Source organism: Geobacillus thermocatenulatus, assembly GCF_002217655.1.
In the GTDB taxonomy this organism is placed as follows: domain Bacteria; phylum Bacillota; class Bacilli; order Bacillales; family Anoxybacillaceae; genus Geobacillus; species Geobacillus thermocatenulatus.
Map to the genome: position 1 here is coordinate 590849 of NZ_NEWK01000001.1, position 23932 is coordinate 614780.

Consider the following 23932-nt stretch of genomic DNA (forward strand, 5'->3'; position numbering starts at 1 on the left):
GAAGGTGAACCGAGATGGCGAAAAAAGCACCGGAAATCGGTGAATACAAGTACGGCTTCGTCGATAAAGACGTCTCCGTCTTCCGCGCCCAGCGCGGCTTGACGCGCGAAGTCGTCGAAGAAATTTCGCGGATGAAAAACGAGCCGCAATGGATGCTCGAGTTCCGCCTAAAAGCGCTCGACATCTTCTACAGCAAACCGATGCCGCAATGGGGCGGCGACTTGTCAAGCCTCGATTTCGATGAAATTACGTATTACGTCAAACCGACGGAAAAATCGGGCCGCTCATGGGATGAAGTGCCGGCGGAAATTAAAGCGACGTTCGATAAATTGGGGATTCCAGAGGCGGAACAAAAATATTTGGCCGGCGTCTCGGCGCAATACGAATCGGAAGTCGTCTACCACAACATGAAAGAAGACCTTGAAAAGCTCGGCGTCATCTTTAAAGACACCGACTCGGCGCTGAAAGAAAACGAAGACTTGTTCCGCGAGTATTTCGCCAAAGTGGTGCCGCCGACGGACAACAAATTTGCGGCCTTGAACTCGGCCGTCTGGTCGGGCGGTTCGTTCATCTACGTCCCGAAAGGCGTGAAAGTCGATACGCCGCTTCAGGCGTACTTCCGCATCAACTCGGAAAACATGGGGCAGTTTGAACGGACGCTCATCATCGTCGACGAAGGGGCGCACGTCCATTACGTCGAAGGCTGTACGGCGCCGATTTACACGACGAACTCGCTCCATAGCGCGGTTGTTGAGATCATCGTCAAAAAAGGCGCCTACTGCCGCTACACGACGATCCAAAACTGGGCGAACAACGTCTTCAACTTGGTGACGAAGCGCGCGGTCTGCGAAGAAAACGCGACGATGGAATGGATTGACGGCAACATCGGCTCGAAGTTGACGATGAAATACCCGGCTGTCATCTTAAAAGGTGAAGGGGCGCGCGGCTTGACGCTCTCCATCGCCATCGCCGGCAAAGGGCAGCACCAAGACGCTGGGGCGAAAATGATCCATCTGGCGCCAAACACGTCATCGACGATCGTCTCGAAGTCGATCTCCAAGCAAGGCGGAAAAGTCACGTACCGCGGCATGGTCCATTTCGGCCGCAAAGCGTCCGGCTCGCGCTCAAACATCGAATGCGATACGCTCATTCTCGACAACCAGTCGACATCGGACACGATTCCGTATAACGAAATTTTAAACGACAACATCTCGCTTGAGCACGAAGCAAAAGTGTCGAAAGTGTCGGAAGAGCAGCTGTTCTACTTGATGAGCCGCGGCATTTCCGAGCAGGAAGCGACGGAAATGATCGTCATGGGCTTCATTGAGCCGTTTACAAGAGAGCTGCCGATGGAATACGCGGTCGAGATGAACCGCTTGATCAAGTTCGAGATGGAAGGAAGCATTGGGTAAGCTTGATGAAGCAAGGGTGGAGCGCTCGCTTGGGGGTGCTTCCCCCACAAAACGCCCACATGATCGACGCAGGGCAAAACAAGGGAGCGGCCGGCGCTTATTCTCTCCGGTGGTCTCTGGAAGCGCCAAGGCCGCCCTGCAGGCCATTTCCTCCCTCATGGGAGCATGTTTTTAGGGGAGCGCTCTTTTTTGGGCGCTCCCCTGTCATTGATTTCACATGCCAGGCGGCTTTGTTCAGCCGTGGCCCGGTCTTCCTGTTTAGCGCTCGACTTTTTCAAGCGCCAATTTGATGCCGAACCCGATCATCACTGCGCCCGTGATGCCTTCGATCCATTTTTTCGTTTTCGGCCGCTTCATGAAGTCGCTGATATAATGGATGAAGGAAATGTAAAACAAAAACCATATCGCGGTCATCGCCGTATAAGCCGCTCCCATCATGAGAAACGGAGCGAAGGAGTGCACGCCGGGCGCCACGAATTGCGGCAAAAACGTTAGGAAAAAGGCCGCCACTTTCGGATTTAAGAAGTCGGTCAGAAATCCTTGCCGGAAGCAGGCGGGCTGTAGGCCTTTGCTGTTGACATCCGTTTCCATGCCGGCCGCTTCCCCTTGTTTTATAGCGCTATACAACGCTTTAACGCCTAAATAGGTTAAATACACCGCTCCAATATATTTCAAGGCGGAAAACAGCAAGGCCGATTGCATCATGACGGCGGAAAGCCCGAGCGACGCCGCGGCGGTGTGGAGAAACAAGGCGCAGCAAACCCCTAGTGCGGTTTTCAAGCCGCCGATCTTCCCGACGGAAATGGTGTTTTTGGTCACCACCGCTGTGTCGGGGCCGGGCAGCACAATCAAAAATATCGATAAGAGAAGAAATGGGTACAGATGAATCATCGGACGGCCCTCCCATTGTCAGAATGTTTCGATGGGTATCATTGTATCGCAACCGTTCCTCGATTGTAAATATGGATGTGATGAACCGCCGCCATCCTTGATGGTGCGGCGGTCATTTTTATTTCCTGGCGGTGGCACATATGATATAGTGAAGATAGCTGCAAATCGAACGAATTGGTGATTGATATGATTTACATCGGACTGACCGGCTGGGGGGATCATGACAGCTTGTACCCGCCAGGTCTTGCGGCAAAAAACAAGCTGCTGGAATACGCGGCTCATTTTCCGACAGTCGAGGTCGATTCGTACTTTTACGCCATTCAGCCGCGTTCGAACGTGGAAAAGTGGATTCGCGAGACGCCGCCGTCGTTTCAGTTTATCGTGAAGGCCTACCATGGAATGACCGGGCATGAGCGCGGCCCGATTCCGTATGAGAGTAAGGAAGCGATGTTTGCCGCGTTTTTGGACTCGATCGCGCCGTTTCAGGAAGCGGGGAAATTGGCGATGGTGCTGTTTCAGTTTCCGCCGTGGTTTGACTGCCGGCGCGAGCATGTGGCGTACTTGCGCTGGGTGAAAGCGCGGATGGGGGAGGTGCCGGCGGCGCTCGAATTTCGGCACCAATCGTGGTTTTCGCCGCGCTTTTATGACAAAACGCTGCGCTTCATGGAAGAAGAAGGCTGGATCCACAGCATTTGCGATGAGCCGCAGGCGGGGGAAGGGTCGGTGCCGACCGTTTTGCATCCGACCGACCGGGAAAAGACGCTCATCCGCCTGCACGGGCGCAACGTCCACGGCTGGAACAAGGCGACGGCCGGCGAGAACTGGAGGGCGGTCCGCTACTTGTATCGATACAACGACCGCGAGCTGCGCGAGTGGGCGCGCCATATCGAGACATTAAAGCAAAAAACGAAACAGATTTACGTGCTGTTCAACAACAACTCCGGCGGCGACGCCGCTGACAACGCCAAACAATTGATCGAGCTGCTTGGCATTGAGTACACGGGCCTTGCGCCGCGGCAGCTTGGTTTGTTTTGAAGCGGGGAAGAGGGGGATGGAGGATGGCGTATGCGTTGCTTGTCTTGATCGGCTTTATCGCGGGGACGGTCGGCAGTTTAGCCGGCCTTGGCGGCGGGGTGATCATCGTGCCGTCGCTTCTGTTTTTTGGCGCACTCGGCTGGCTGTCGGCGGTGACGCCGCAAGTGGCGGTCGGCACGTCGCTTGTCGTCATTATTTTCAATGGCTTATCGTCCACACTGTCGTATATGAAAGACAAAATGGTCGACTATCAAAGCGGCTTGCTCTTTTGTCTTGGCAGCGTTCCCGGGGCGGTCATCGGCGCTTGGGTGAACAATACGCTGAGCGCCGCTCATTTTTCATTGTATTTTGGGCTGTTTTTAATCGCCATGTCGGTTTTTTTGTCGCTGAGTCAAAAGAAAACGAAGCGTTCGGCTGACGAGACGGCGGCGGCGAAAGAAAACGGGGCCGAACGAACGGCGACGGAGCAGGCGCGGCCGGCGCCGTGGTGGAGACGGCGTGTTGTGCGAACGTACACGGAGCGGAACGGGGAGACGTTCACATACGGCTACCAGCCGCTCATGGCGGTTGCCATCGCGTTTGTGGTCGGCTTTTTCGGCGGGCTGTTTGGCATTGGCGGCGGCTCGCTCATGGTGCCGGCGATGATCGTGCTGTTTCGCTTTCCGCCCCATGTGGCGGTCGCCACGTCGATGTTGATGATTTTTTTGTCCTCTCTCATCGGTTCGCTCACCCATGTCGCGATGGGAAACGTGCAATGGTCATTTGCCCTTGCTCTTATTCCTGGGGTGTGGATCGGTGCGAAAACGGGGGCGTGGATCAGTAAGCGGATGCCAAGCCGGACGCTTGTCGTCGTGCTTCGAGTCGTGCTCGTGCTGCTTGGGATGCGGCTTGTATGGGGGAGTTTGGCGTAATGGAGGAGGGGCGCGCATTGAAGCAAACCATTTATATTTACCATACGAACGACGTGCACAGCCATTTTGAACATTGGCCCCAAATCGCCCGCTTTTTGTCTGAACGGAGAAGGGAGCATCGCGTGCGCAACGAGGCGATGCTTTTGTTTGATGTCGGCGATTTTCTCGACCGCGTGCATCCGATTACCGAGGCGACGCGCGGAAAAGCGAATGTGGACTTATTGAATGATCTCGGCTATGATGCAGTGACGATCGGCAACAATGAAGGGATCACCCTTGATCATGATGAACTGGATACGTTGTACGAACAGGCTCGGTTTCCGGTCGTGGTCGCCAATTTGTTCCACCGCGACGGCGCGCGGCCGCATTGGGCGCTTCCGTATGTCGTCATCCCGGCGACGGAGACGTTTCGCATTGGGGTGGTTGGCGCCACCGCTCCGTTTTCTCACTTTTACGAGCTGCTCGGCTGGAAGATCGTTCCGCCGTTTGACATGTTGACAGCAGCGGTGAAGGAAGTGAAGCAAAAGGCCGATTGCGTCGTTGTGCTGTCTCATCTTGGGGTGAATGAGGATGAAAAAATCGCTGCGACGATCCCAGGCGTGGACATTATTTTAGGCGCTCACACCCACCATGTGTTTCCAGAAGGAAAAACATTGAATCAAACACTGCTTTGCGCGGCGGGGAAATACGGAAAATATGTTGGGGTGGTCAAGCTGGAGATTGACCAAAATCGGCTGTCCAAGGCATCCGCGACGGTCGTGGATGTCGAACCATTGCCCCGCTCCGAGGCGGTCGAGCACCATCTTGTTTGTCTTGAGCAGGAAAGTTTGGCGCGGCTTGAAGCGGAACAAGTCGCCGTGCTCCATGATGACTTGCCGCTTGACTGGTTCGCCCCGTCGCCGCTCGCGAATTTGCTTGCTTCCGCTTTGCGTGAGTGGTGTCAAGCGGACATCGGCATGGTCAACGCCGGCGTGCTGCTTGCGCCGCTTGCGAAAGGGCCGGTGACGAAAAAAGATTTGCATCGCATTTGCCCGCATCCGCTCAACCCGTGCAAGGTGAAGCTGCGCGGCGCGGAGCTCAAAGAGATTATCCTTGAGGCCAACACGGAACGGATGAAGCATTGGCAGTTTAAAGGGTTTGGCTTCCGCGGCGAAGTGATGGGGGAAATGGTGTACGACGGCGTGGACATCGAGGCCGGGCTCGAGGAAGACGGTCAATGTCATATCCGCCGCATTATGATCAACGGCGAGCCGCTCGATCCCGAGCGCACGTATGAGGTGGCGACGACCGATATGTTTGCGATCGGGCACTTTTATCCGCAAATTCAGCGGGCAGCGGAAAAAACGTATTACATGCCGGAGTTTTTGCGCGATCTTCTCGCTTGGAAATTGGCCCAATAGGCAGGCACTTCTTTTTCCATGCTTCATACATTGGAGTATGGAAAGGAGAGTGACTGCGGCGATGGTCGAAGTGAGGCCGATCCTCATTGACGGACATCCGTTTATTGCTGTGTCCGTCCAGCTGCCGAAAACGAACTTGCTGGCGGTGGCGGGCGAGAGAGGGTACATTATGTGCGGGGCGCTCGATGTGGCGCTGTTGAATGAGAAATTGCGCGACCGCGGCATTATCGCCGGGCGGGCGGTCGGGGTGCGCACGTTCGAACAGCTGCTCGAGGCGCCGCTCGAATCGGTGACAGTCGCCGCCGAGGAGCTTGGCATCAAACGGGGAATGAAAGGAAAAGACGCGCTGTTGAAAATGCGGTGAAAAAATCCCTCCTTGCAAGCATACATATAGCTTGTAAAGGAGGGATTTCATTTTGTTGCGCCCCCGATTTGTGCGGAAGGGGCCGCTCCCGTTCCGCTACGTGTTTTTATTGACGTTCGTTTTTTTTATGTTCTCGACGGCGGCAAGCCTTTGGATTGTCAATAAAGGCATTAAGCCGGTGCTCATGGAGATTGCGGAAACGGAAACGAAGCGGATTGCCAACTTGGTGATCAATAACGCCATTGAGCAGCAGTTTCAAAAAGACAACCCTGAATTTCGGCAGCTGGTCACGGTTCAAAAGGACGAAAGCGGCAAAATTGTGTCGGTCGATTTTGATACCGCGGTGATCAATCGCATCTTATCGGAGACGGATGATCATGTGATGGAAAGCTTAAAGGCGGCGACAGAAGGACGGCTTGAACGGATGGTCCTTCCCGAAGTCGAGTCCGGAACGGGAGACAGCCGCGGCATCATTTATTACATTCCGCTTGGAAAAATCACGGATAATGCCCTCTTGGCCAACCTCGGCCCGCGCATTCCGGTGCAGTTTCAGATCGTTGGCAATGTCGACTCGGAAGTGACGAAAGAAATTCGAGCCTATGATATTAACAGTTTTTTTATTGAAATTGATATTCATGTATCGGTCGACATCCAAGTCGTCATTCCATTTGCCTCGAAAATTTCCAATGTGACAACAGATATTCCCGTAGTGATGCGCTTTATTCCGGGAGAAGTGCCGCAGTTTTACAACAAAAACGGCGGCCCGCTCGGCCCGTCGGTTCCGCTTCCGAAGCGTTAGTTCAGAAAATGGTTTTGCCGGAAACATGGAAACGTTATACAACGAAAGCGTCAACGCGGCGCCCTTTGTTGCGCTCGTGCTCTCCCCATGACGGGGAGTGAACGAGCTTTTTTGTTTTCAAAAAGAAAAGAGCTAGACGAGCCGCTGTAAATTTTGTAATATTATATTAAATTGAAAATAGTTTTATTATTTACATAAGGTCTAGAGGGGATGTGGGAGCCGAGGCAAAGGGACAGGAAACAAGAAGGGACGGTTTTGGACGCGGCCGCCCTTCAACACATGATGATCGTGCGCACGGGAAGGGCGCTTGATTCGTGGAATGCCGCCAGGCGCACATCGGTGACAAAATATTTTGAACAATGGGGGAACAAGAAATGAAGAAAAAAAGAACAGCAGGTGTCTTTTTCTCATTGGTGCTGACGGCAGGTCTTTTGGCCGGCTGCGGCGGCAACCAGCAAGGGGGCGGCTCTTCAGGCGGAAACAGCGGCGGGGGCGGGGGCGGCGATGTGATTAAAATCGGCGCCAACCTCGAGCTGTCCGGCGGGGTCGCGTCATACGGCCAGTCGATTGCGGAAGGGCTGGACTTGGCGTTAGAGGAAATCAACAAAGAAGGAATCAACGGCAAAAAGCTGGAGTTGGTGAAAGTCGACAACAAATCGGAAGCGGCCGAAGCGACGAACGGCGCGATCAAGTTGATCAGCCAGGATAAAGTCGTCGCCATCATCGGCTCGGCGACGAGCACGAACACGCTCGCTCAAGTGCAAATTGCCAATGACAATAAAGTTCCGATTATTACACCGTCTGGGACGAGCGAAACGGTGACCGTCAAAGATGGCAAAGTGAACGAGTTCGTCTTCCGGACGTGCTTTATCGACCCGTTCCAGGGAACGGTGGCGGCCAAATTTGCGCTGAACGACTTGAAAGTAAAAAAGGCGGCTGTTTTGATCGACAGCGCGAGTGATTACTCGAAAGGACTGGCGGCGTCATTTAAAGAAACATTTACAGCTGGCGGCGGCCAAATTGTCGCCGAAGAGGCGTATGTGGCGAAAGACACCGATTTCCGCGCGACGCTGACGCGCATCAAATCCAAAAATCCAGAATTCATTTTCCTGCCGGGCTATTATGAAGAAGTCGGCCTCATCGTCAAACAGGCGCGCGAGCTTGGCTTGAACGTGCCGATCATGGGCGGCGACGGCTGGGATTCGCCGAAGCTGGTCGAGATCGCGGGCAAAGACGCCTTGAACAACACGTACATCACGAACCATTATTCGTCGGGCGACCCGGATCCGAAAATTCAAGAGTTTGTGAAAGCCTTTAAAGCGAAATACAACAAAGCGCCGGATGCGTTCAACGCGCTTGGCTATGATACCGCCTACTTCCTGGTCGATGCCATTAAGCGGGCCGGCAGCGCCGATCCGGTGAAAATTAAAGACTCGCTGGCGCAAACGAAAGATTTGCAGCTTGTCACGGGAACATTTACGGTCGATCAAAACCACAATCCTGTCAAATCGGCCATTATTTTAGAATACAAAGACGGGCAGCAACAATTCAAAACGAAAGTGAATCCGTAATGAAAGGCTGGATGGATGCATGGACGGGGGGGCTCCTAAGGGAGCGTCCTCCCATCCGGCATTTCTTTTGGTCAACGACGAGTTTTCGTTAAGGAGCGTGCGATCATGGAACTCATTCAACAGCTGGTCAACGGCATTTCGCTAGGCAGCATTTATGCGCTCATCGCTCTTGGCTATACGATGGTGTACGGCATCGTCCGCCTCATTAACTTCGCCCATGGCGACGTCTTTATGATTGGTTCATTTGTCGGGTTTTATGCCGTCACGATGCTTCACGTCGGCTTTGTCCCGGCGCTGTTGCTGGCGATGGCCTCTTGCGCCGTGCTGGGGATGATCATTGAGCGGATCGCGTACAAGCCGCTGCGCAATGCGGCGCGCATCGCGGTGCTCATTACGGCGATCGGCGTATCGCTTTTGATTGAGTACGTCACGATTTATTTGCGCGGGGCTCAGCCGGAAGCGTATCCGAGCACATTGATGCCGGATCGGAACTTGGAGCTGTTTGGGGTTGTCATCAGCAGCCAGTCGCTGTTCATCCTCGGCACGTCCCTCGTTTTGATGGTCCTTCTTCAGTTCATCGTTCACCGGACAAAAATCGGGAAAGCGATGCGTGCGGTTTCCCATGATGCGGAAGCGGCCCGGTTGATGGGGATTAATGTCGACAATACGATTTCGGCCACGTTCGCCATCGGTTCGGCGCTCGCGGGGGCGGCAGGCGTTATTTTCGGCATTTATTATACAAAAATCGAGCCATTGATGGGCATTCTTCCCGGATTGAAAGCGTTTGTCGCCGCCGTGTTGGGCGGAATCGGCATCATTCCGGGAGCGATGGTCGGGGGGCTTTTGCTTGGCGTCATCGAATCGCTCGTCAGCGGGCTTGGGTATTCGCTTTGGCGCGACGGAGCGGCGTTTGTCATTTTAATTCTCATCCTCATTTTCCGACCGGCCGGATTGTTTGGCAAGAACGTACGAGAAAAAGTGTAAAGGATGGTAGGGGACAATGGCAACTTGGAAGCGGACTCGTGGATTTTGGGTTTCCGTCATACTGGCCTTCGCCTTTTTCGCTGTTGTCGAGTGGCTGATTGCAAGCGGGACGCTCAATGTGTTTTACGTCAACACGCTCTTTTTCATGGCGATCAACGTCATGCTGGCTGCGAGCCTTCACTTAATCATTGGCATCACCGGGCAGTTTTCGATTGGACATGCCGGCTTTTTCGCCGTCGGCGCTTACGCTTCAGCCGTCATGACGATGAAGCTGCAGCTGCCGTTTGCGGTCGGCGTCTTGACCGCCGGGGTGGCGGCGGCGCTCGCCGGCCTCATCATCGGCGTGCCGAGCCTGCGTTTAAAAGGCGATTACTTGGCGATCGCCACGCTCGGCTTTGGCGAAATCGTCCGCATCGCGCTCTTGAACATCGATTACGTCGGCGGGGCGAGCGGCATGACGGTGACGCATATGACGACATGGCCGTGGGTGTTCGCCTGCTTGTTTGCCACCATTTTGGTGATCGCCAACTTCACGAACTCGACGCACGGGAGGGCGTGCATCTCGATCCGCGAAGATGAAATCGCCGCCGATGCCATGGGGATCAACACGACGTATTACAAAGTGGCGGCGTTTGTGATCGGTTCGTTTTTCGCCGGCATCGCCGGAGCGCTGTACGCGCATCACTTTTACATCATTCAGCCGTCGAACTTTGGCTTCCTGAAATCGTTCGACATCTTGATTTTCGTCGTGCTCGGCGGGCTCGGCAGCCTATCCGGCGCGGTGGTGGCGGCGGTGTTGCTGACGATCGTTTCGACGTTCTTGCAAAACTATCCGGAAACGCGGATGATCATTTACAGCATCGTCTTGATTTTGGTGATGCTGTACCGTCCAACAGGGCTGATGGGGACGAAAGAACTATCTTCGCTCTTCAAATGGCGGAAGGCAGCGCAGGGAGGAATGAATCATGGCGGCAAAAACACCGTTGCTTAAGGCAGAAAACGTCGGCATCCAGTTTGGCGGGCTGAAGGCGCTCTCCGGTGTGACGATGGAGCTATATCAAGGGGAGCTTGTCGGGCTCATCGGCCCGAACGGCGCGGGGAAAACGACGCTGTTTAACTTATTGACGGGCGTGTATGTGCCGACTGACGGGCGGATTATGCTGGACAGCGAGACGTTGAACGGACTGCCGCCGTATAAAATTACGCGCAAAGGGATCAGCCGGACGTTTCAAAACATTCGCCTGTTCGGCGAGCTGTCGGTGCTCGACAACGTGAAAGTCGCCTACCATGCGCACGCCCGCCATTCGATCGCGAGCTCCATTCTCCGCCTCCCGTCCCATTTCCGCGGTGAAAAGGAAATGGAAGAAAAGGCGATCGAGTTTTTGAACATTTTTCAGCTTGACGGCGTCATGCACGAGAAGGCGAAAAACTTGCCGTATGGCCAGCAGCGCCGGCTTGAGATCGCTCGGGCGCTGGCGGCGCAGCCAAAAGTGCTTTTGCTTGACGAGCCGGCCGCCGGCATGAACCCGCAAGAAACGAAAGAATTGATGAAGTTGATTGCGTTCATTCGCCAACGGTTTGCGTTGACGATTTTGTTGATTGAGCATGACATGTCGCTTGTGATGGGCATATGCGAGCGCATTTACGTGTTGGATCACGGCCAGCTGATCGCCGAAGGCACGCCGGAACAAGTGCGCAGCAACCCGAAAGTGATCGAGGCTTACCTTGGCGAGGAGGTGTCGTGACCATGTTGAAAGTGGATGGAATCGATGTGTTTTACGGCAACATTCATGCCTTAAAAGGCGTATCGCTTGAGGTGAACAAAGGCGAGATCGTCACGCTGATCGGCGCAAACGGCGCCGGCAAAACGACGCTGCTAAAAACGATCTCCGGCTTGTTGAAGCCGAAAAACGGCGACATCGTGTATGAGGGAGCCTCGATCGCCGGCAAGGCGGCGCAGACGATCGTCAAGCAAGGCATTTCCCACGTGCCGGAAGGGCGGCGCGTGTTCGCCAATATGACGGTCGAGGAAAACTTGGAGCTCGGCGCGTTTTTGCGCAAAGACAAAGAAGGCATTCAACAAGACTTTGCCAACGTCTTTCAGCTGTTCCCGCGCCTTGAGGAGCGGCGCAAGCAGCTGGCCGGCACGCTTTCGGGCGGCGAGCAGCAAATGCTTGCCATCGGCCGCGCGCTCATGGCGCGCCCGAAGCTGCTCTTGCTTGACGAACCGTCGATGGGGCTCGCGCCGCTTTTGGTCAAAATGATTTTCCGCATCATTCAGGAAATCAACGAGTCGGGGACGACGATTTTGCTTGTCGAACAAAACGCCCATATGGCGCTCTCCATCGCCCATCGCGCCTATGTTCTCGAATCGGGTCGCGTCGTCTTGTCGGGAACGGCGAGCGAGTTGCAGGCGAGCGAGCAGGTGAAGCAGGCGTATTTGGGCGGGCATTGAGAAGCGATAGGCAGAAGAACGTCAGCGGAAAGCCGTTTCGGACGGTTGTGCCGCCATGGAAAAAAGGCTGATTCCAACTTGGAGATCAGCCTTTTTCCGTCATTACCGTTTCGGCCGGTGAACGCCGGCTGGGATGGACGGACGGGAAACATCGGCGTCCGGGACGTCTCTGCTCTTGAAAAAACATGCCGCTGGTTTGGGCGGCTGGCGTTGGCGGAGAAAACCCTGTCGCGCCAGCCCCCGCTTGGCTAGCGGCGCCGTTGTTGCCGCTCGGCCCGCTCCCATGCTTTTAGGTGCGGGTACGGGTCAAACGCCCATTCGGTATAGCCGTTGTCTTTGTACATGCCGTAGTGAAGATGGGGCGGAAATTTCCCCGCCGTGCCGGGCGGACCGTAGCCAGAGCTGCCGACCGAACCGATGATCGTCCCCGGCTCGACGATTTGCCCCTCGCGAAGATCGGCGGCGAAGCCGTTCAAATGGGCAAAATAATGATACGTGTTGTTGATGTCGCGGATGCCGATGCGCCAGCCGCCGTATTTGTTCCACCCTTTCAGCTCGACGATGCCGTAGCACGTCGAGCGCACCGGAACGCCGTAGCCCGCGAAAATGTCGGTTCCTTCATGAATGCGCCGCCCGCCCCAGCCGCGCGCATCCCCCCATGTATCGCGGTAGCTGTAATGGGCTCCTAGCGGAAGCGGAAACACGTGGTTGTCCAATTTCAATGTCTGATACTTTTTATAAATTCTCACCTTTCCTAAAATCAAGTCGACGGTTTTGGCGCGTTGGTAATAGTTCCAAAGCGCGATTTTGATATGGCGGTGATCGATGCCGTACGTCTGCAAATAGCGGGCCATGGCCATGATCACATCGTCATCGTCATCCGCCCGCGCATAGCCGTCGCCGTCTCCGTCCACGCCAAGGCCGCCAAACTGGGAGATGGTGAACGGGTCTGTATCATGCGGGTTTTTGTTCAGCGGCCCGGCCCATATTTCCGGTTTGATATAAATGCCGAGGACGCCGGTCGGTTTAGGCAAGTCGCGGCGCACTTGCCGGACGTTTCGCTCATACTGGTCAATGGCCGCAAAGTAATACCACGGGATCAAGGAAACGGCCTCGGCCTTTTTGTACAGCTCCATTCGCTTTTCATACACTGCTTCTTCCTGTTCCGCCGCCGAAGCCGCGCCGGCGGCGATCCACAGCATCGCTGCCGCCGATATGGCGGCAAGCCATCGATGCACGCGTATTCCCCCTTTCCGCCCGTTTCATATGTTTAGTTTGGGGAGAAACGGGAATTTCATAAATGTGAAAAGGAGGAAAATCGTCTGATGGACGATTTTTTTGTGTTTTCCTGCGCTTTTCATTATAATGAGAAATGAACAATCATCGACAAGTGGAGTGAGAACGATGGCGACGAAAGAAGAACACGTCCGCAAGCCGGACTGGTTGAAAATCAAGTTGAACACGAACGAGAATTATATCGGTTTAAAGAAGCTGATGCGGGAAAACCGTTTACATACCGTTTGCGAGGAAGCGAAGTGCCCAAACATTCACGAATGCTGGGCCGTACGACGGACGGCGACGTTTATGATTTTAGGCAGCGTTTGCACGCGCGCCTGCCGCTTCTGCGCTGTCAAAACCGGGCTGCCGACCGAGCTCGATTGGCAGGAGCCGGAACGCGTCGCGGAATCGGTGCGCATCATGAACTTGAAACACGTCGTCGTCACCGCCGTCGCTCGCGATGACCTAAAAGATGGCGGGGCGGCGGTATTTGCCGAAACGGTGCGCGCCATCCGCCGGAAAAATCCGTTTACGACGATCGAGGTGCTGCCGTCCGATATGGGCGGGGTGTATGAAAACTTGAAAATTTTGATGGATGCCCGCCCCGACATTTTAAACCATAACATCGAAACGGTGCGCCGCTTGACTCCAAGGGTGCGCGCCCGCGCGACGTACGAACGTTCGCTTGAGTTTTTGCGGCGCGCGAAAGAATTGCAGCCGGACATTCCGACGAAATCGAGCATCATGGTCGGTCTTGGGGAAACAAAAGAGGAAATCATTGAAGCGATGGATGACTTGCGCGCCAACCATGTCGACATTTTGACGATTGGCCAGTATTTGCAGCCGACGAAAAAACATTTGAAGGTCGTGAAATATTACCATCCGGACGAGTTTCAAGAGCTGAAAGAAATCGCGTTGAGCAAAGGGTTCAGCCATTGTGAAGCCGGCCCGCTCGTCCGCTCGTCGTACCATGCCGATGAGCAGGTGAGCGAGGCGGCGAAAGCGCGGCAGTTGAAAGCGTAGCATCCAACGAACCGTGCGAAAGCATGGCTCTAGCGGCTTGAACGCATCATCCCGGCCGGATGAACGCGAAGAAACGGTCATGCCTTTCATAAAGAAGGCAGACCGTTTCTTTTCCCTAGCGCCCCGCTTTCGTCGCCCGCGGCGTGCCGTCGCGGAAATCGCGGTCTAATTCATCGTTTGTTTCGTTGATCATTTCGCCGTTTTCATTTTCCCCATCGCTTAGTTTTTTCCCTTGCGGATAGTTCAACATCCGCTGAATCGTCGCATCGAGAATTTGGTCGATGTTGCGCGTGTTCGAATCAAGGCGCCCGAAGCGCTCAATGTCCTTCATCAGCTGCGGATTGTCGGCGACATACACATGGTAGTAGCGGGGAACGACGGAAAGCGCCGTCTTTTTCACTTGATCGGCCGTTTGCTGCCGGTTGTTCGTGTCCGCGTCATACACGACGAGCACTTCCTCATCCGTGACGAGCGTGGCGACGTCTTTGACGCCCGGCAGCTGGGTGCACAATTTGCTGATTAAATCAGCCGCTTTCTCGCGGTTGAAGGACGGCATGTCGTTATAGCCGTTTGCATCGCCGAGGATCGGGCTTTTTTGATGGCGGACGTAGCCGAAGTTGTTCATCGGCGTGTCATCGCCGTTGGGCACCCCGTTTTCATTGTACAGCTCGTTGCGGTCGGTGACATTGATGGTGTTGCCGCTCCGCTTGTAAATATCGGTGTTGTCGTCCTCGGCCGTCTGCGCGCAGCCGGCTAGGGCGACGGCCGTTCCGAACATAACGGCCAACCATGGTCGTCTCATCGTCAGCACCCCCTTCGCTTTTAGGATGGCACAGGGCGGTTCGTTTGATGACAGTAATTGATTGGGGGCGATGCATCGTTTATGATGGAAATGGAAAGGCGAGGTGAGAACCGTGATTTGCATTAACAATCATTGTTACGAACTGGTGGAAAATGTGAAAAACGCCTTTAATGAAGAAGCCTTTCGCGCCCGATATGCGGACATTTTGGCGAAGTACGACTACATTGTCGGGGATTGGGGATACAACCAGCTCCGGTTGCGCGGGTTTTTTGACGACCATAACCAAAAAGCGACGTACGATACGAAAATCAGCACGTTGTCCGAATATTTGTATGAATATTGCAATTTCGGCTGTGCGTATTTTGTGTTGCGCAAGGTGAAACGGTAAGCACGGCAGCCGCCCGCTTGCCGCGAGCGGCTGCCTCGTTATTCGCCTTCGTTGTACGGAAACTGTTCGCTCTGATGCGGGTCGTCGTGCGGCGGGTGGGCGGCCGGGTCGCGCCTTGGAATGTTTTGGTGGAACGATTTAAACTCGTAGTTGAAGGCGCTGTAATGCCGCTGGCCTTCCTTCCAAGGCGTGCTTTTGTTTTCGACCGGCGCGTCGTCGCGGCGCGGCGAGCCGTACGGCCCTTCTGGGAACTCTTCAGCGGTCAAGAAATGGCGCTGTTTCTCGACGGTGGAAAAATCGGCGTATGTGTCCCGTTCCGCCATTCGTCTCACCTTCCTTCGTTTGTGGGCTGTTTCATAAGATGCCCGAAATCGAGGAAGGTTATGAGAGATACTCCTCCAAAAAAGCGCGCAAATCGTTAGCATCTTGTTCATGAAGCTGGTAAGCGTGCTCGATATAGCCTGGCGCCTCCAAATCGTCGCGCCCGAGAATGGCAAAGCGGTTGCTTTGCAAGTCGAGCACGAGCCACTTCCCGTAAAAACGATCCGTTTCGATGAGCGCCAAATCAAACCGCTGCCGCTCGCCGACAAAGCTGACGAAGCGGACGGCCGCTTCGACGGTGTCGTCGTATAAATAAAACCGTTCGCCCATCATTTGAGCCCCCTCCTGTTTTTTCGTCTATGTCCATCATAGCAGACAGGCGGTGAAAACGGGAGACAGGAAATCGTACAAAGGAACGAGGAGGGATGATGGATGTATTTTGTCGATCGCAAAAAACTGGAAGAAACGCTCAGCTACATGGAACAAATGCTGGACCGTTACAAGGCCGCGGAGCGATGGGATGAGCCGCTTCGGCAATTGGCGCTCGAACGGATCGCTCATATCGTCATCGAGGCGGTGTTGGACGTCGGCAACGCCATGATCGATGGGTTTATTATGCGCGACCCGGGCAGCTACAACGACATCATCGACATTTTGGCGGATGAACGAGTGATCTCGCCGGCGGATGCCGACCGATTGAAAGCGTTCATCGCCCATCGGAAAATGCTTGTGCACGAATATGCGCGCGTCGATCACGCGAAATTGCTCGCCGATCTGAACGAACATTTGCCGGCGCTGGAGGCGTATCCGAAGGCGGTGCGCGCTTACCTAGAGAGCGAGCTCGGCCCGGTGTCGGCGTTTCGCAATTGAGGGTGGGAAAGGAGAGCGAATGCATTGAAACGATACAACGGCTACCTCATCGATTTGGACGGGACGATGTACCGCGGCACCGAATGCATCGCTGAGGCGCGTACGTTTGTCAACGAGCTGCACCGCCGCGGCATTCCGTATTTGTTTGTCACGAACAATTCGTCGCGCACACCGGCGCAAGTGGCGGAAAAATTGCGTTCGTTCGGCGTGCCGGCCGAGGAGAAGCATGTGTTTACAACAAGTCAGGCGACGGCGAATTACATTTTTGAAAAAAAACCGGATGCTTCGGTGTATGCGATCGGTGAAGAAGGGCTCCAAACCGCCTTGGCGGACAAAGGATTTCGTTTGGCCGGCGAAGATGCGGATGTCGTCGTCATCGGGATTGACCGGCAAATTACATACGAAAAGTTCGCTGTCGCTTGTCTCGCTGTCCGAAATGGAGCGATGTTCATCTCAACCAACGGCGACATCGCCTTGCCGACGGAGCGGGGGCTGCTTCCGGGCAACGGGGCGCTGACGTCGGTCGTCGCCGTATCGACGCAGGTGAAGCCGACATTTATCGGCAAGCCGGAAAAAATCATAATGGAGCAGGCGCTCAAAGTGCTCGGCGTCCCGAAGAAGGACGTGCTGATGATCGGCGACTATTATGAAACCGACATTTTAGCCGGCATGAACGCTGGCATCGATACGCTTTTAGTCCATACGGGCGTTACGACAAAAGAAATGCTCGCCCGCTATGAACGAATGCCGACGTATACGGCCGATTCGCTTTTGGAATGGCTTGACCGCTTGTAAACAACGCCGCTTTGCCAAAAAAGGCAAGGCGGCGTTTCATTGTTGCTCGGCGCGGCTGGAGGGCGCGCATGGGCGGCGCCGGCGTTACTCCGCATTGGCGGCCCGATGCGCCAGGCGGCTTGACGCCGCCGCGGCGATGGCGCCGACAATGTCGTCCAAAAACGTGTTGCATTTGCCGGTCGATTTATCATTTAAATATTGCAAAATGCCCGGTTTTTGCTTATCGATATATCCGTAGTTCGTAAACCCGATCGATCCGTACACATTGACGATTGACAGCGCCAAAATTTCGTCGACGCCATACAGCCCTTCATCGCGGCGGATGATCGACTGCAGCGGTTCGTCGAGCTGACCGTCTTCAGCGAGTTTATCCAATTGGATGCCGGTTAGAATCGCATTTTGCACTTCGCGTTTCGAAATGACGCGGTTGACGTTTTCGATGCACTCGTCCATCGTCAAGTCAGGATGATATTTGGATTGCAAGTAATAAACGAGCTCCGCAATTTTTTCCACGGTCACCCCCCGTTCCTCAAGCCAGCGCCGAGCTGTTTGTTCCAGATTGTTCATTATGAATTCGCTCATGAACTTCACCTGTTTCTTTTAGAAAGTCGTTTTCTATATATATGTATCATGTCATAAATCAGTCCGTCATATAAAGAAAAATGCTCATCGGCTTTTTTGGCGCCCGCTGTCATATATAAAAAGTAGCCCTCTTTTTCCGCGGCCATGCGCTGGCTGATCAGCATAGGCGCGTGAATGGGGCCGTTTCATGCTGGAGCGGAGGCGGAATCGGCTCATCGATGGGGCGGCGATGAGATGAAGGTGTGGAACGAGCGGAATGACTGGTTTCGGCAAAAAGGAAAAAGGAGCATTCCCGTTAGGAGCTTTTCCGGGGACTTGATCAAAAAAAGCCCTCTTGGTATGATGCAGGGGTGTCAAACAACACCTACCATCATGCCAAGGAGGACTTCAGATGAATTGTACACAAAACGCGCACCCTAGGTCTGTAAGATATCCACAAAACTGAAAAAGGATGTAAGGGATTTTGTCGAAAAATATTTTTTGGACACCCCTGAGAGGCCGAAAAGCCTTGATAGATCAACATTTCTAGAGGGAGGCGCGGCGATGGAAGAATGGGTGCGTGAACAGTATGGCATGCGCGTCGAGAGGTTGGAGCGAAGCGGACGGCATGCGGCCTTTTGGCATCGGCAGGAGCGTTTTTTGCTCGTTCCCGCCGATGGGCAAAGCGAAGCGGAAATGGAAGAGCGCCAGCAAATGAGCCGCTATTTGCGGGCAAAAGGAGTGGACGGCGTCGGAGAACTGGTCAAAACGACGTCCGGAACGTATATCGCTTCCTATAACGGACAGCCGTTGGCGCTCGTTCGCGCTCCACTTCCGGCGGCTCGCTTTCGTTCGCTCGGAAGGGAATTGGCGGTGATGCATGAATGCGGGAGAACATGTCCATGGCCGATCGTCGCCTGCCGGCGCATCGGCCAATGGCGGGAGCTGTGGGCGAAGCGGATCGATCAAATGGAGGCGTTTTGGTCGAGCAAGCTCGCTTCCGGGCCGTCGTCGCTGTTTGATCGTCTGTTTATCGAATCGTTCCCGTATTATTTAGGTTTGGCGGAAAACGCGGTGCAATACGTGGCGGACACGGAGATTGACGAAGAACCAGGGCGCATCGATTACGCGGCATTTTGCCATGAGCGTCTCCCCGAGGCGAAGTGGGTTGGGGGGGGAGAAGCGAAGCTGCCGACCGACTGGGTGTATGACCATTGCGCCCGCGATTTGGCGGAATGGGTGCGCCATTTGTACGAAAAGAGCGGACTTGGCTGTCAGCGGGCGGTGCGGCAGTTTTTTCAAGAGTATGAACATGCGGCGCCGCTGTCGCCGTTTGCGTGGCGGCTTGTTTACGCCAGGTTGTTGTTTCCGCTTTCCTATTTTGAATGTGTCGAGGCCTATTATATCGCTGTGGATGAGAGTGAACGGACAAGGCGGGAGGGGGGGTTGCGGCGCTTGCTCGATCGATCGCACGAGTACGAGCGGTTTTTGGCTTCGTTTGCCAAGATCGCCGGCATCTCGAAACGCATCCGCCTGCCGGCGGTCGAGTGGCTGCCGCCGGCGTAACGCAGGGAAGACAGCTTCCCGCTTTTTTTGGCTCAAACGAAAAAACGACCGCTTTCCTGCGGTTAAACTCTAAGGACAACTTCCCGTTTTTTTTCGACCAAAGTTGTGATAAGATTTAGAAAAAACGATGCGGGAGGCTGCACCATGACGAAGCCGTATGTATTCATTACGCGAAAATTGCCCGAGGACGTGGTCGCGCCGCTTTTGGCCATCGCTGAAGTAGAGATGTGGCCCCATGAAGATATGGCCGTGCCGCACGATGTGCTCGTCAAAAAGGCGAAACGGGCGACGGCCATCTTGCCGATGGTGTCTGATCCGATTGATGAAGATGTCTTGTCCGCCGGTTCAGCGCTCCGAGTCGTCGCCAATATGGGCGTCGGCTACGATAACATTGATGTAGCGGCGGCGACGAGGCGCGGCATTCTCGTTTGCAATACACCCGATGTATTGACCGATACGACGGCCGATTTGACGTTTGCGCTTTTATTGGCCACCGCCCGCCGCCTCGTGGAAGCGGCTGAATTTTTGAAGGAAGGAAAATGGAAAAGCTGGAGCCCGTTTTTGCTGGCGGGCGCCGATGTCCATCATAAAACGATCGGCATCGTCGGCATGGGGAACATCGGCCAGGCGGTGGCGAAACGGGCAAAGGGGTTTGACATGAACATTCTGTATTACAACCGCTCCCGCCGTCCGGAGGCGGAAGGGAAGCTTGGCGCCGTCTACCGCCCATTCGCCGATTTGCTGGCGGAGAGCGATTTTGTCGTCTGCTTGACGCCGCTCACCTCCGAGACGCGTCATTTGTTCAACCGCGAGGCGTTCCGGCAAATGAAAAAGTCGGCGATTTTCATTAACGCGGCGCGCGGAGCGGTCGTCGATGAACAGGCTCTGTATGATGCGCTGGTCGGTGGGGAGATCGCCGCGGCGGGATTGGATGTGTTTGAACACGAGCCTGTTGCGGCCGATCACCCGCTCGTTTCGCTGCCGAATGTCGTCGCCTTGCCGCATATCGGCAGCGCCACGTACGAAACGCGGCGCGCCATGATGACATTGGCGCGCGACAACATTATCGCCGTGCTCGAAGGACGGCCGCCGCTGACGCCGGTAAACCGGGTGGAGTAAAAATTTTCATTGCCAAATGGCCGATCGTCTTTTATAATGTCTACTATAAAAATACAAATGTCTACTGTACGTAAACAGAAGGGGCGGGAATCATGGAAAAACCTATTTTGGTCGGATTGTTAGGATTAGGAACGGTCGGGAGCGGCGTGGTCAAAATTATGGAAAACCATCAGGAAAAGTTGATGCATCAAGTCGGGTGCCCGGTGAAGGTGAAAAAAATCCTTGTCCGGGATGTACAGAAACCGCGTGATGTCGCCGTTGACCCGTCGCTCCTTACGACGAGTGCGGCTGAGGTGATCGACGATCCGGACATTGATGTCATCATCGAAGTGATGGGCGGCATTGAGGAGACAAAAGAGTGGCTATTGCGGGCGCTGCGCCAAGGGAAGCATGTCGTGACCGCCAATAAAGACTTAATGGCCGTCTACGGGTCGGAGCTGCTTCGGGTGGCGGCGGAATACCGCTGCGATTTATTTTATGAAGCGAGCGTCGCTGGCGGCATTCCGATTTTGCGCAGCTTGGTCGACGGCTTGGCGTCGGACCGGATTACGAAGCTCATGGGCATTGTGAATGGGACGACGAACTACATTTTGACAAAAATGTCGCAAAACGGCGCTTCCTATGAGGACGTGCTCGCCGAAGCGCAGGCGCTCGGGTTTGCGGAAGCCGATCCGACGTCAGACGTCGAAGGGCTGGATGCGGCGCGGAAAATGGCGATTTTGGCCCGCCTTGGCTTTTCAATGGACATCGACTTGGACGATGTGCAAGTGAAAGGCATCACCCAAGTGACGGAGGAAGACTTGAACTACGGGAAGCGGCTCGGCTACACGATGAAATTGATCGGCATCGCCCAGCGCGACGGGCAGAAGGTCGAGGTGAGCGTCCAGCCGACGTTTTTGCCGGATTCGCATCCATTGGCGTCCGTGCACAACGAATACAATGCGGTGTACGTATACGGCGAAGCGGTCGGAGAGACGATGTTTTACGGGCCGGGGGCGGGCAGCCTGCCGACGGCGACAGCCGTTGTCTCCGACTTGGTTGCAGTGATGAAAAACATGCGCCTTGGCGTCAACGGCCATTCTGCGGTTGCCCCGCAATATGAAAAGCAATTGAAAGCGCCGGCGGAAATTTTCTCAAAATACTTTTTGCGCATTCATGTGAAAGACCAAGTCGGCGCGTTTGCGAAAATTACGACGCTGTTTTCCAAGCGCGGGGTGAGCTTTGAGAAAATTTTGCAGCTGCCGCTGAAAGAGGATGGCCTGGCGGAAATCGTGATCGTGACGCATGACGCCTCACAGCAAGACTATGAAGACATTTTGCAGCAGCTGGGCGATTTGGAAATCGTCGAACGGGTGCAAAGCTCGTATCGAGTGGAAGGAGAGAAACGGTAATGGCATGGAAAGGGTTGCTTGACGCCTATGGCGATTTTTTGCCGCTCTCTGCGGCGACGCCGAGGCTGTCGCTTTGCGAAGGGAATACGCCGCTCATCCCGCTGCCGCGGTTGTCGGAGGAGCTTGGGATTACGCTGTATGTCAAGGTTGAAGGGGCGAACCCGACCGGTTCATTTAAAGACCGCGGCATGGTGATGGCGGTGGCCAAGGCGAAAGAGGAAGGAAGCCATACGATCATCTGCGCCTCAACCGGCAATACATCGGCTTCAGCGGCCGCCTACGCGGCGCGCGCCGGAATGCGCTGCCTCGTCGTCGTTCCGAACGGCAAGATCGCCCTCGGCAAGTTGGCGCAAGCCGCCATGTACGGCGCGGAAATTTTTGCGATTGACGGCAACTTTGACGAGGCGCTGAAGATGGTGCGCCGGTTGAGCGAAACGGCGCCGATTACGCTCGTCAACTCGGTCAATCCGTACCGGATCGAAGGGCAAAAAACGGCGGCGTTTGAAGTGTGCGACCAGCTTGGGCGCGCCCCGGACGTGCTCGCCATTCCAGTCGGCAACGCCGGCAATATCACCGCCTATTGGAAAGGGTTTAAGGAGTACCATGAAGCGAAAGGAACGGGCTTGCCGCAAATGCGCGGCTTTGAAGCGGAAGGAGCGGCGGCGATCGTCCGCAACCGGGTGATTGAACAGCCGGAGACGGTGGCGACCGCGATCCGCATCGGCAATCCGGCGAGCTGGGACAAAGCGGTTGAGGCGGCGAGCGAGTCGCGCGGAAAAATTGATGAGGTGAGCGACGCCGAAATTTTGGCCGCCTACAAGCGCCTTGCCCGAACAGAAGGCATTTTTGCCGAACCGGCGTCATGCGCGGCGATCGCCGGGGTGATCAAGCAGCGCGAACGGAACGAAATCGAACGCGGCAGCCTCGTCGTCGCGGTTCTCACTGGCAACGGATTGAAAGACCCGGCCATCGCTTTGGAGACGGCGGCGATCGAACCGATCGTGCTGCCGAACGATGAACAAGTTGTGTTGGAGCATTTGCAAGGGGTTGTCCGGGCATGAAAGAAGATGAGATGTTGAAGATCGTTGTTCCGGGAAGCACGGCGAACCTAGGTCCAGGATTTGACTCGATTGGGCTCGCGGTCAATCGCTATTTGACGCTTGACGTCCGCTTGGCGGATGCGTGGTCGTTTGCGCCAAAGACAGCGGAAGTGAGCGGTATTCCGCGCGGGACGGACAATTTGGTGTACCAAGTGGCGGCGGAGATGGCGGATGTTTACGGCCGCCGGCTGCCAAGCTGTGCGGTCGATGTGTACAGCGACATTCCGTTTACGCGCGGGTTAGGCAGCAGCGCGGCGGCGGTCGTCGCCGGCATTGAGCTCGCCGACGCGCTGCTTGGGCTTCAGTTGCCGCGCGAGCAAAAGATGGAGTTGGCGACCCGATACGAAGGACATCCGGACAATGTCGGCGCCTCGTTGTACGGGGGGCTTGTCATCGGCTGCTGCCGCGAGGCGGGCGTGGATGTCGTCCATATTCCCGAATGGGATGTAGAGCTTGTCGCCATTATTCCCGAGTATGAACTGGAAACGAAAAAAGCGCGTGGGCAGCTGCCGGAACAATGGACGAGAGAGAGGGCGGTCGAGGCGAGCGCCGTCAGCAACGTTCTCGTCGCCGCGTTGCTCACGAAAAACTGGAAGCTTGCCGGCCGGATGATGGCCGCCGATCTGTTCCATCAGCCGTATCGGAGACAGCTCGTTCCGGAACTCGAGCGGGCCGAGGCGCTCGCTCTTGAATACGGAGCGATCGGCGCGGCGCTGAGCGGAGCGGGGCCGACGGTGCTCGTCTTTGCCGAACCGGGCCAAGGAGAGCGGCTCGCGCGCCGGCTGCGCCCGCATTTTCCAACGTGCGACATCGCGCGTCTTTCCGTCGAGCCGCGCGGCAGCCGCGTCTACAAGCTGGCGCTTGAAGCTTGAACCTTCTTGGGCGCCGGCGCGAAC

Annotated in this window: 27 protein-coding genes; 21 read left to right on the plus strand and 6 right to left on the minus strand. The window is 55.3% G+C overall.

Features of this window, described 5'->3' with window-relative positions:
* The first annotated feature begins 14 nt into the window (after window positions 1–14).
* Window positions 15–1412: a Fe-S cluster assembly protein SufB gene (sufB, locus tag B9L19_RS03050; protein ID WP_015375743.1), complete on the plus strand. Its 1398-nt coding sequence runs from the start codon at window positions 15–17 to the stop codon at window positions 1410–1412.
* Window positions 1413–1670: 258 nt separating this feature from the next.
* Here sufB and B9L19_RS03055 read toward each other — a convergent pair whose 3' ends face one another.
* Window positions 1671–2303 carry a LysE family translocator gene (locus B9L19_RS03055; protein WP_025949949.1) on the minus strand — a complete coding sequence of 211 codons (633 nt, stop codon included), beginning with the start codon at window positions 2301–2303 and terminating at the stop codon, window positions 1671–1673.
* A gap of 186 nt (window positions 2304–2489) precedes the next feature.
* On the opposite strand from B9L19_RS03055, the gene B9L19_RS03060 reads away from it, so the two are divergent.
* The 11 genes from B9L19_RS03060 (at window position 2490) to B9L19_RS03110 (ending at window position 12074) form a co-directional block, all read left to right on the plus strand.
* Window positions 2490–3338 carry a DUF72 domain-containing protein gene (locus tag B9L19_RS03060; protein WP_025949950.1) on the plus strand — a complete coding sequence of 283 codons (849 nt, stop codon included), beginning with the start codon at window positions 2490–2492 and terminating at the stop codon, window positions 3336–3338.
* A gap of 23 nt (window positions 3339–3361) precedes the next feature.
* Complete coding sequence (locus B9L19_RS03065) at window positions 3362–4249, plus strand: sulfite exporter TauE/SafE family protein (protein WP_025949951.1); 888 nt, start codon at window positions 3362–3364, stop codon at window positions 4247–4249.
* A 17-nt stretch (window positions 4250–4266) separates the two neighbouring features.
* Complete coding sequence (locus B9L19_RS03070) at window positions 4267–5649, plus strand: bifunctional metallophosphatase/5'-nucleotidase (RefSeq protein ID WP_025949952.1); 1383 nt, start codon at window positions 4267–4269, stop codon at window positions 5647–5649.
* 61 nt (window positions 5650–5710) lie between these two features.
* A complete protein-coding gene (locus B9L19_RS03075) occupies window positions 5711–6013 on the plus strand; it encodes a YunC family protein (RefSeq protein WP_025949953.1) in 303 nt (100 codons plus the stop codon).
* A gap of 52 nt (window positions 6014–6065) precedes the next feature.
* The gene (yunB, locus tag B9L19_RS03080) at window positions 6066–6812 is read left to right on the plus strand and encodes a sporulation protein YunB (RefSeq protein ID WP_025949954.1); all 747 of its coding nucleotides are present in this window, start codon (window positions 6066–6068) and stop codon (window positions 6810–6812) included.
* A gap of 374 nt (window positions 6813–7186) precedes the next feature.
* Window positions 7187–8383 (plus strand): ABC transporter substrate-binding protein, encoded by a 1197-nt coding sequence (locus tag B9L19_RS03085; RefSeq protein ID WP_025949955.1) that lies wholly within the window; start codon window positions 7187–7189, stop codon window positions 8381–8383.
* A gap of 105 nt (window positions 8384–8488) precedes the next feature.
* Window positions 8489–9367: a branched-chain amino acid ABC transporter permease gene (locus B9L19_RS03090; protein ID WP_025949956.1), complete on the plus strand. Its 879-nt coding sequence runs from the start codon at window positions 8489–8491 to the stop codon at window positions 9365–9367.
* Window positions 9368–9383: 16 nt separating this feature from the next.
* On the plus strand, window positions 9384–10358 hold the full coding sequence (locus tag B9L19_RS03095; protein WP_025949957.1) for a branched-chain amino acid ABC transporter permease: 975 nt from the start codon (window positions 9384–9386) through the stop codon (window positions 10356–10358).
* Complete coding sequence (locus tag B9L19_RS03100; protein WP_025949958.1) at window positions 10333–11112, plus strand: ABC transporter ATP-binding protein; 780 nt, start codon at window positions 10333–10335, stop codon at window positions 11110–11112. The genes B9L19_RS03095 and B9L19_RS03100 overlap by 26 nt, the downstream gene beginning before the upstream one ends.
* Before the next feature lie 2 nt (window positions 11113–11114).
* Window positions 11115–11822, plus strand: coding sequence for an ABC transporter ATP-binding protein (locus B9L19_RS03105; protein WP_025949959.1), 708 nt, complete (start codon window positions 11115–11117; stop codon window positions 11820–11822).
* 78 nt (window positions 11823–11900) lie between these two features.
* A complete protein-coding gene (locus B9L19_RS03110) occupies window positions 11901–12074 on the plus strand; it encodes a hypothetical protein (RefSeq protein WP_241771944.1) in 174 nt (57 codons plus the stop codon).
* On the opposite strand, the gene B9L19_RS03115 is transcribed toward B9L19_RS03110, so the two are convergent.
* Window positions 12071–13060, minus strand: a complete 990-nt coding sequence (locus B9L19_RS03115) for a M23 family metallopeptidase (protein WP_025949961.1) — start codon at window positions 13058–13060, stop codon at window positions 12071–12073. The genes B9L19_RS03110 and B9L19_RS03115 overlap by 4 nt on opposite strands.
* 166 nt (window positions 13061–13226) lie before the next feature.
* Here B9L19_RS03115 and lipA point away from each other — a divergent pair, with 166 nt between their 5' ends.
* On the plus strand, window positions 13227–14123 hold the full coding sequence (gene lipA, locus B9L19_RS03120; protein WP_013144325.1) for a lipoyl synthase: 897 nt from the start codon (window positions 13227–13229) through the stop codon (window positions 14121–14123).
* 115 nt (window positions 14124–14238) lie between these two features.
* Here lipA and B9L19_RS03125 read toward each other — a convergent pair whose 3' ends face one another.
* Entirely contained in the window at window positions 14239–14925 is a 687-nt protein-coding gene (locus B9L19_RS03125) for a YhcN/YlaJ family sporulation lipoprotein (RefSeq protein WP_025949962.1), read from the minus strand.
* Window positions 14926–15037: 112 nt separating this feature from the next.
* On the opposite strand from B9L19_RS03125, the gene B9L19_RS03130 reads away from it, so the two are divergent.
* A complete protein-coding gene (locus B9L19_RS03130; protein ID WP_013144326.1) occupies window positions 15038–15313 on the plus strand; it encodes a YutD family protein in 276 nt (91 codons plus the stop codon).
* A gap of 38 nt (window positions 15314–15351) precedes the next feature.
* On the opposite strand, the gene B9L19_RS03135 is transcribed toward B9L19_RS03130, so the two are convergent.
* Both B9L19_RS03135 and B9L19_RS03140 read right to left on the minus strand, forming a co-directional pair.
* Entirely contained in the window at window positions 15352–15636 is a 285-nt protein-coding gene (locus B9L19_RS03135) for a hypothetical protein (RefSeq protein WP_025949963.1), read from the minus strand.
* A 58-nt stretch (window positions 15637–15694) separates the two neighbouring features.
* Window positions 15695–15967, minus strand: coding sequence for a DUF3055 domain-containing protein (locus B9L19_RS03140; protein WP_172643497.1), 273 nt, complete (start codon window positions 15965–15967; stop codon window positions 15695–15697).
* 99 nt (window positions 15968–16066) lie between these two features.
* On the opposite strand from B9L19_RS03140, the gene hepT reads away from it, so the two are divergent.
* Both hepT and B9L19_RS03150 read left to right on the plus strand, forming a co-directional pair.
* The gene (hepT, locus tag B9L19_RS03145) at window positions 16067–16504 is read left to right on the plus strand and encodes a type VII toxin-antitoxin system HepT family RNase toxin (protein WP_025949965.1); all 438 of its coding nucleotides are present in this window, start codon (window positions 16067–16069) and stop codon (window positions 16502–16504) included.
* A gap of 24 nt (window positions 16505–16528) precedes the next feature.
* Window positions 16529–17299, plus strand: a complete 771-nt coding sequence (locus B9L19_RS03150) for a TIGR01457 family HAD-type hydrolase (protein ID WP_025949966.1) — start codon at window positions 16529–16531, stop codon at window positions 17297–17299.
* Between the two features lie 84 nt (window positions 17300–17383).
* Here B9L19_RS03150 and B9L19_RS03155 read toward each other — a convergent pair whose 3' ends face one another.
* Window positions 17384–17881: a phosphatidylglycerophosphatase A family protein gene (locus tag B9L19_RS03155; protein ID WP_025949967.1), complete on the minus strand. Its 498-nt coding sequence runs from the start codon at window positions 17879–17881 to the stop codon at window positions 17384–17386.
* Between the two features lie 543 nt (window positions 17882–18424).
* On the opposite strand from B9L19_RS03155, the gene yutH reads away from it, so the two are divergent.
* The 5 genes from yutH to thrB all read left to right on the plus strand — a co-directional run bounded on the left by yutH (window position 18425) and on the right by thrB (window position 23908).
* Window positions 18425–19426, plus strand: coding sequence for a spore coat putative kinase YutH (gene yutH, locus B9L19_RS03160; protein ID WP_025949968.1), 1002 nt, complete (start codon window positions 18425–18427; stop codon window positions 19424–19426).
* A 144-nt stretch (window positions 19427–19570) separates the two neighbouring features.
* Window positions 19571–20545, plus strand: coding sequence for a 2-hydroxyacid dehydrogenase (locus tag B9L19_RS03165; protein ID WP_025949969.1), 975 nt, complete (start codon window positions 19571–19573; stop codon window positions 20543–20545).
* A gap of 92 nt (window positions 20546–20637) precedes the next feature.
* Window positions 20638–21936 (plus strand): homoserine dehydrogenase, encoded by a 1299-nt coding sequence (locus B9L19_RS03170; RefSeq protein ID WP_025949970.1) that lies wholly within the window; start codon window positions 20638–20640, stop codon window positions 21934–21936.
* Entirely contained in the window at window positions 21936–22997 is a 1062-nt protein-coding gene (gene thrC, locus B9L19_RS03175; protein WP_025949971.1) for a threonine synthase, read from the plus strand. The genes B9L19_RS03170 and thrC overlap by 1 nt, the downstream gene beginning before the upstream one ends.
* Entirely contained in the window at window positions 22994–23908 is a 915-nt protein-coding gene (thrB, locus tag B9L19_RS03180) for a homoserine kinase (protein ID WP_025949972.1), read from the plus strand. Before thrC ends, thrB begins: the two co-directional genes overlap by 4 nt.
* Window positions 23909–23932: the final 24 nt, after the last annotated feature.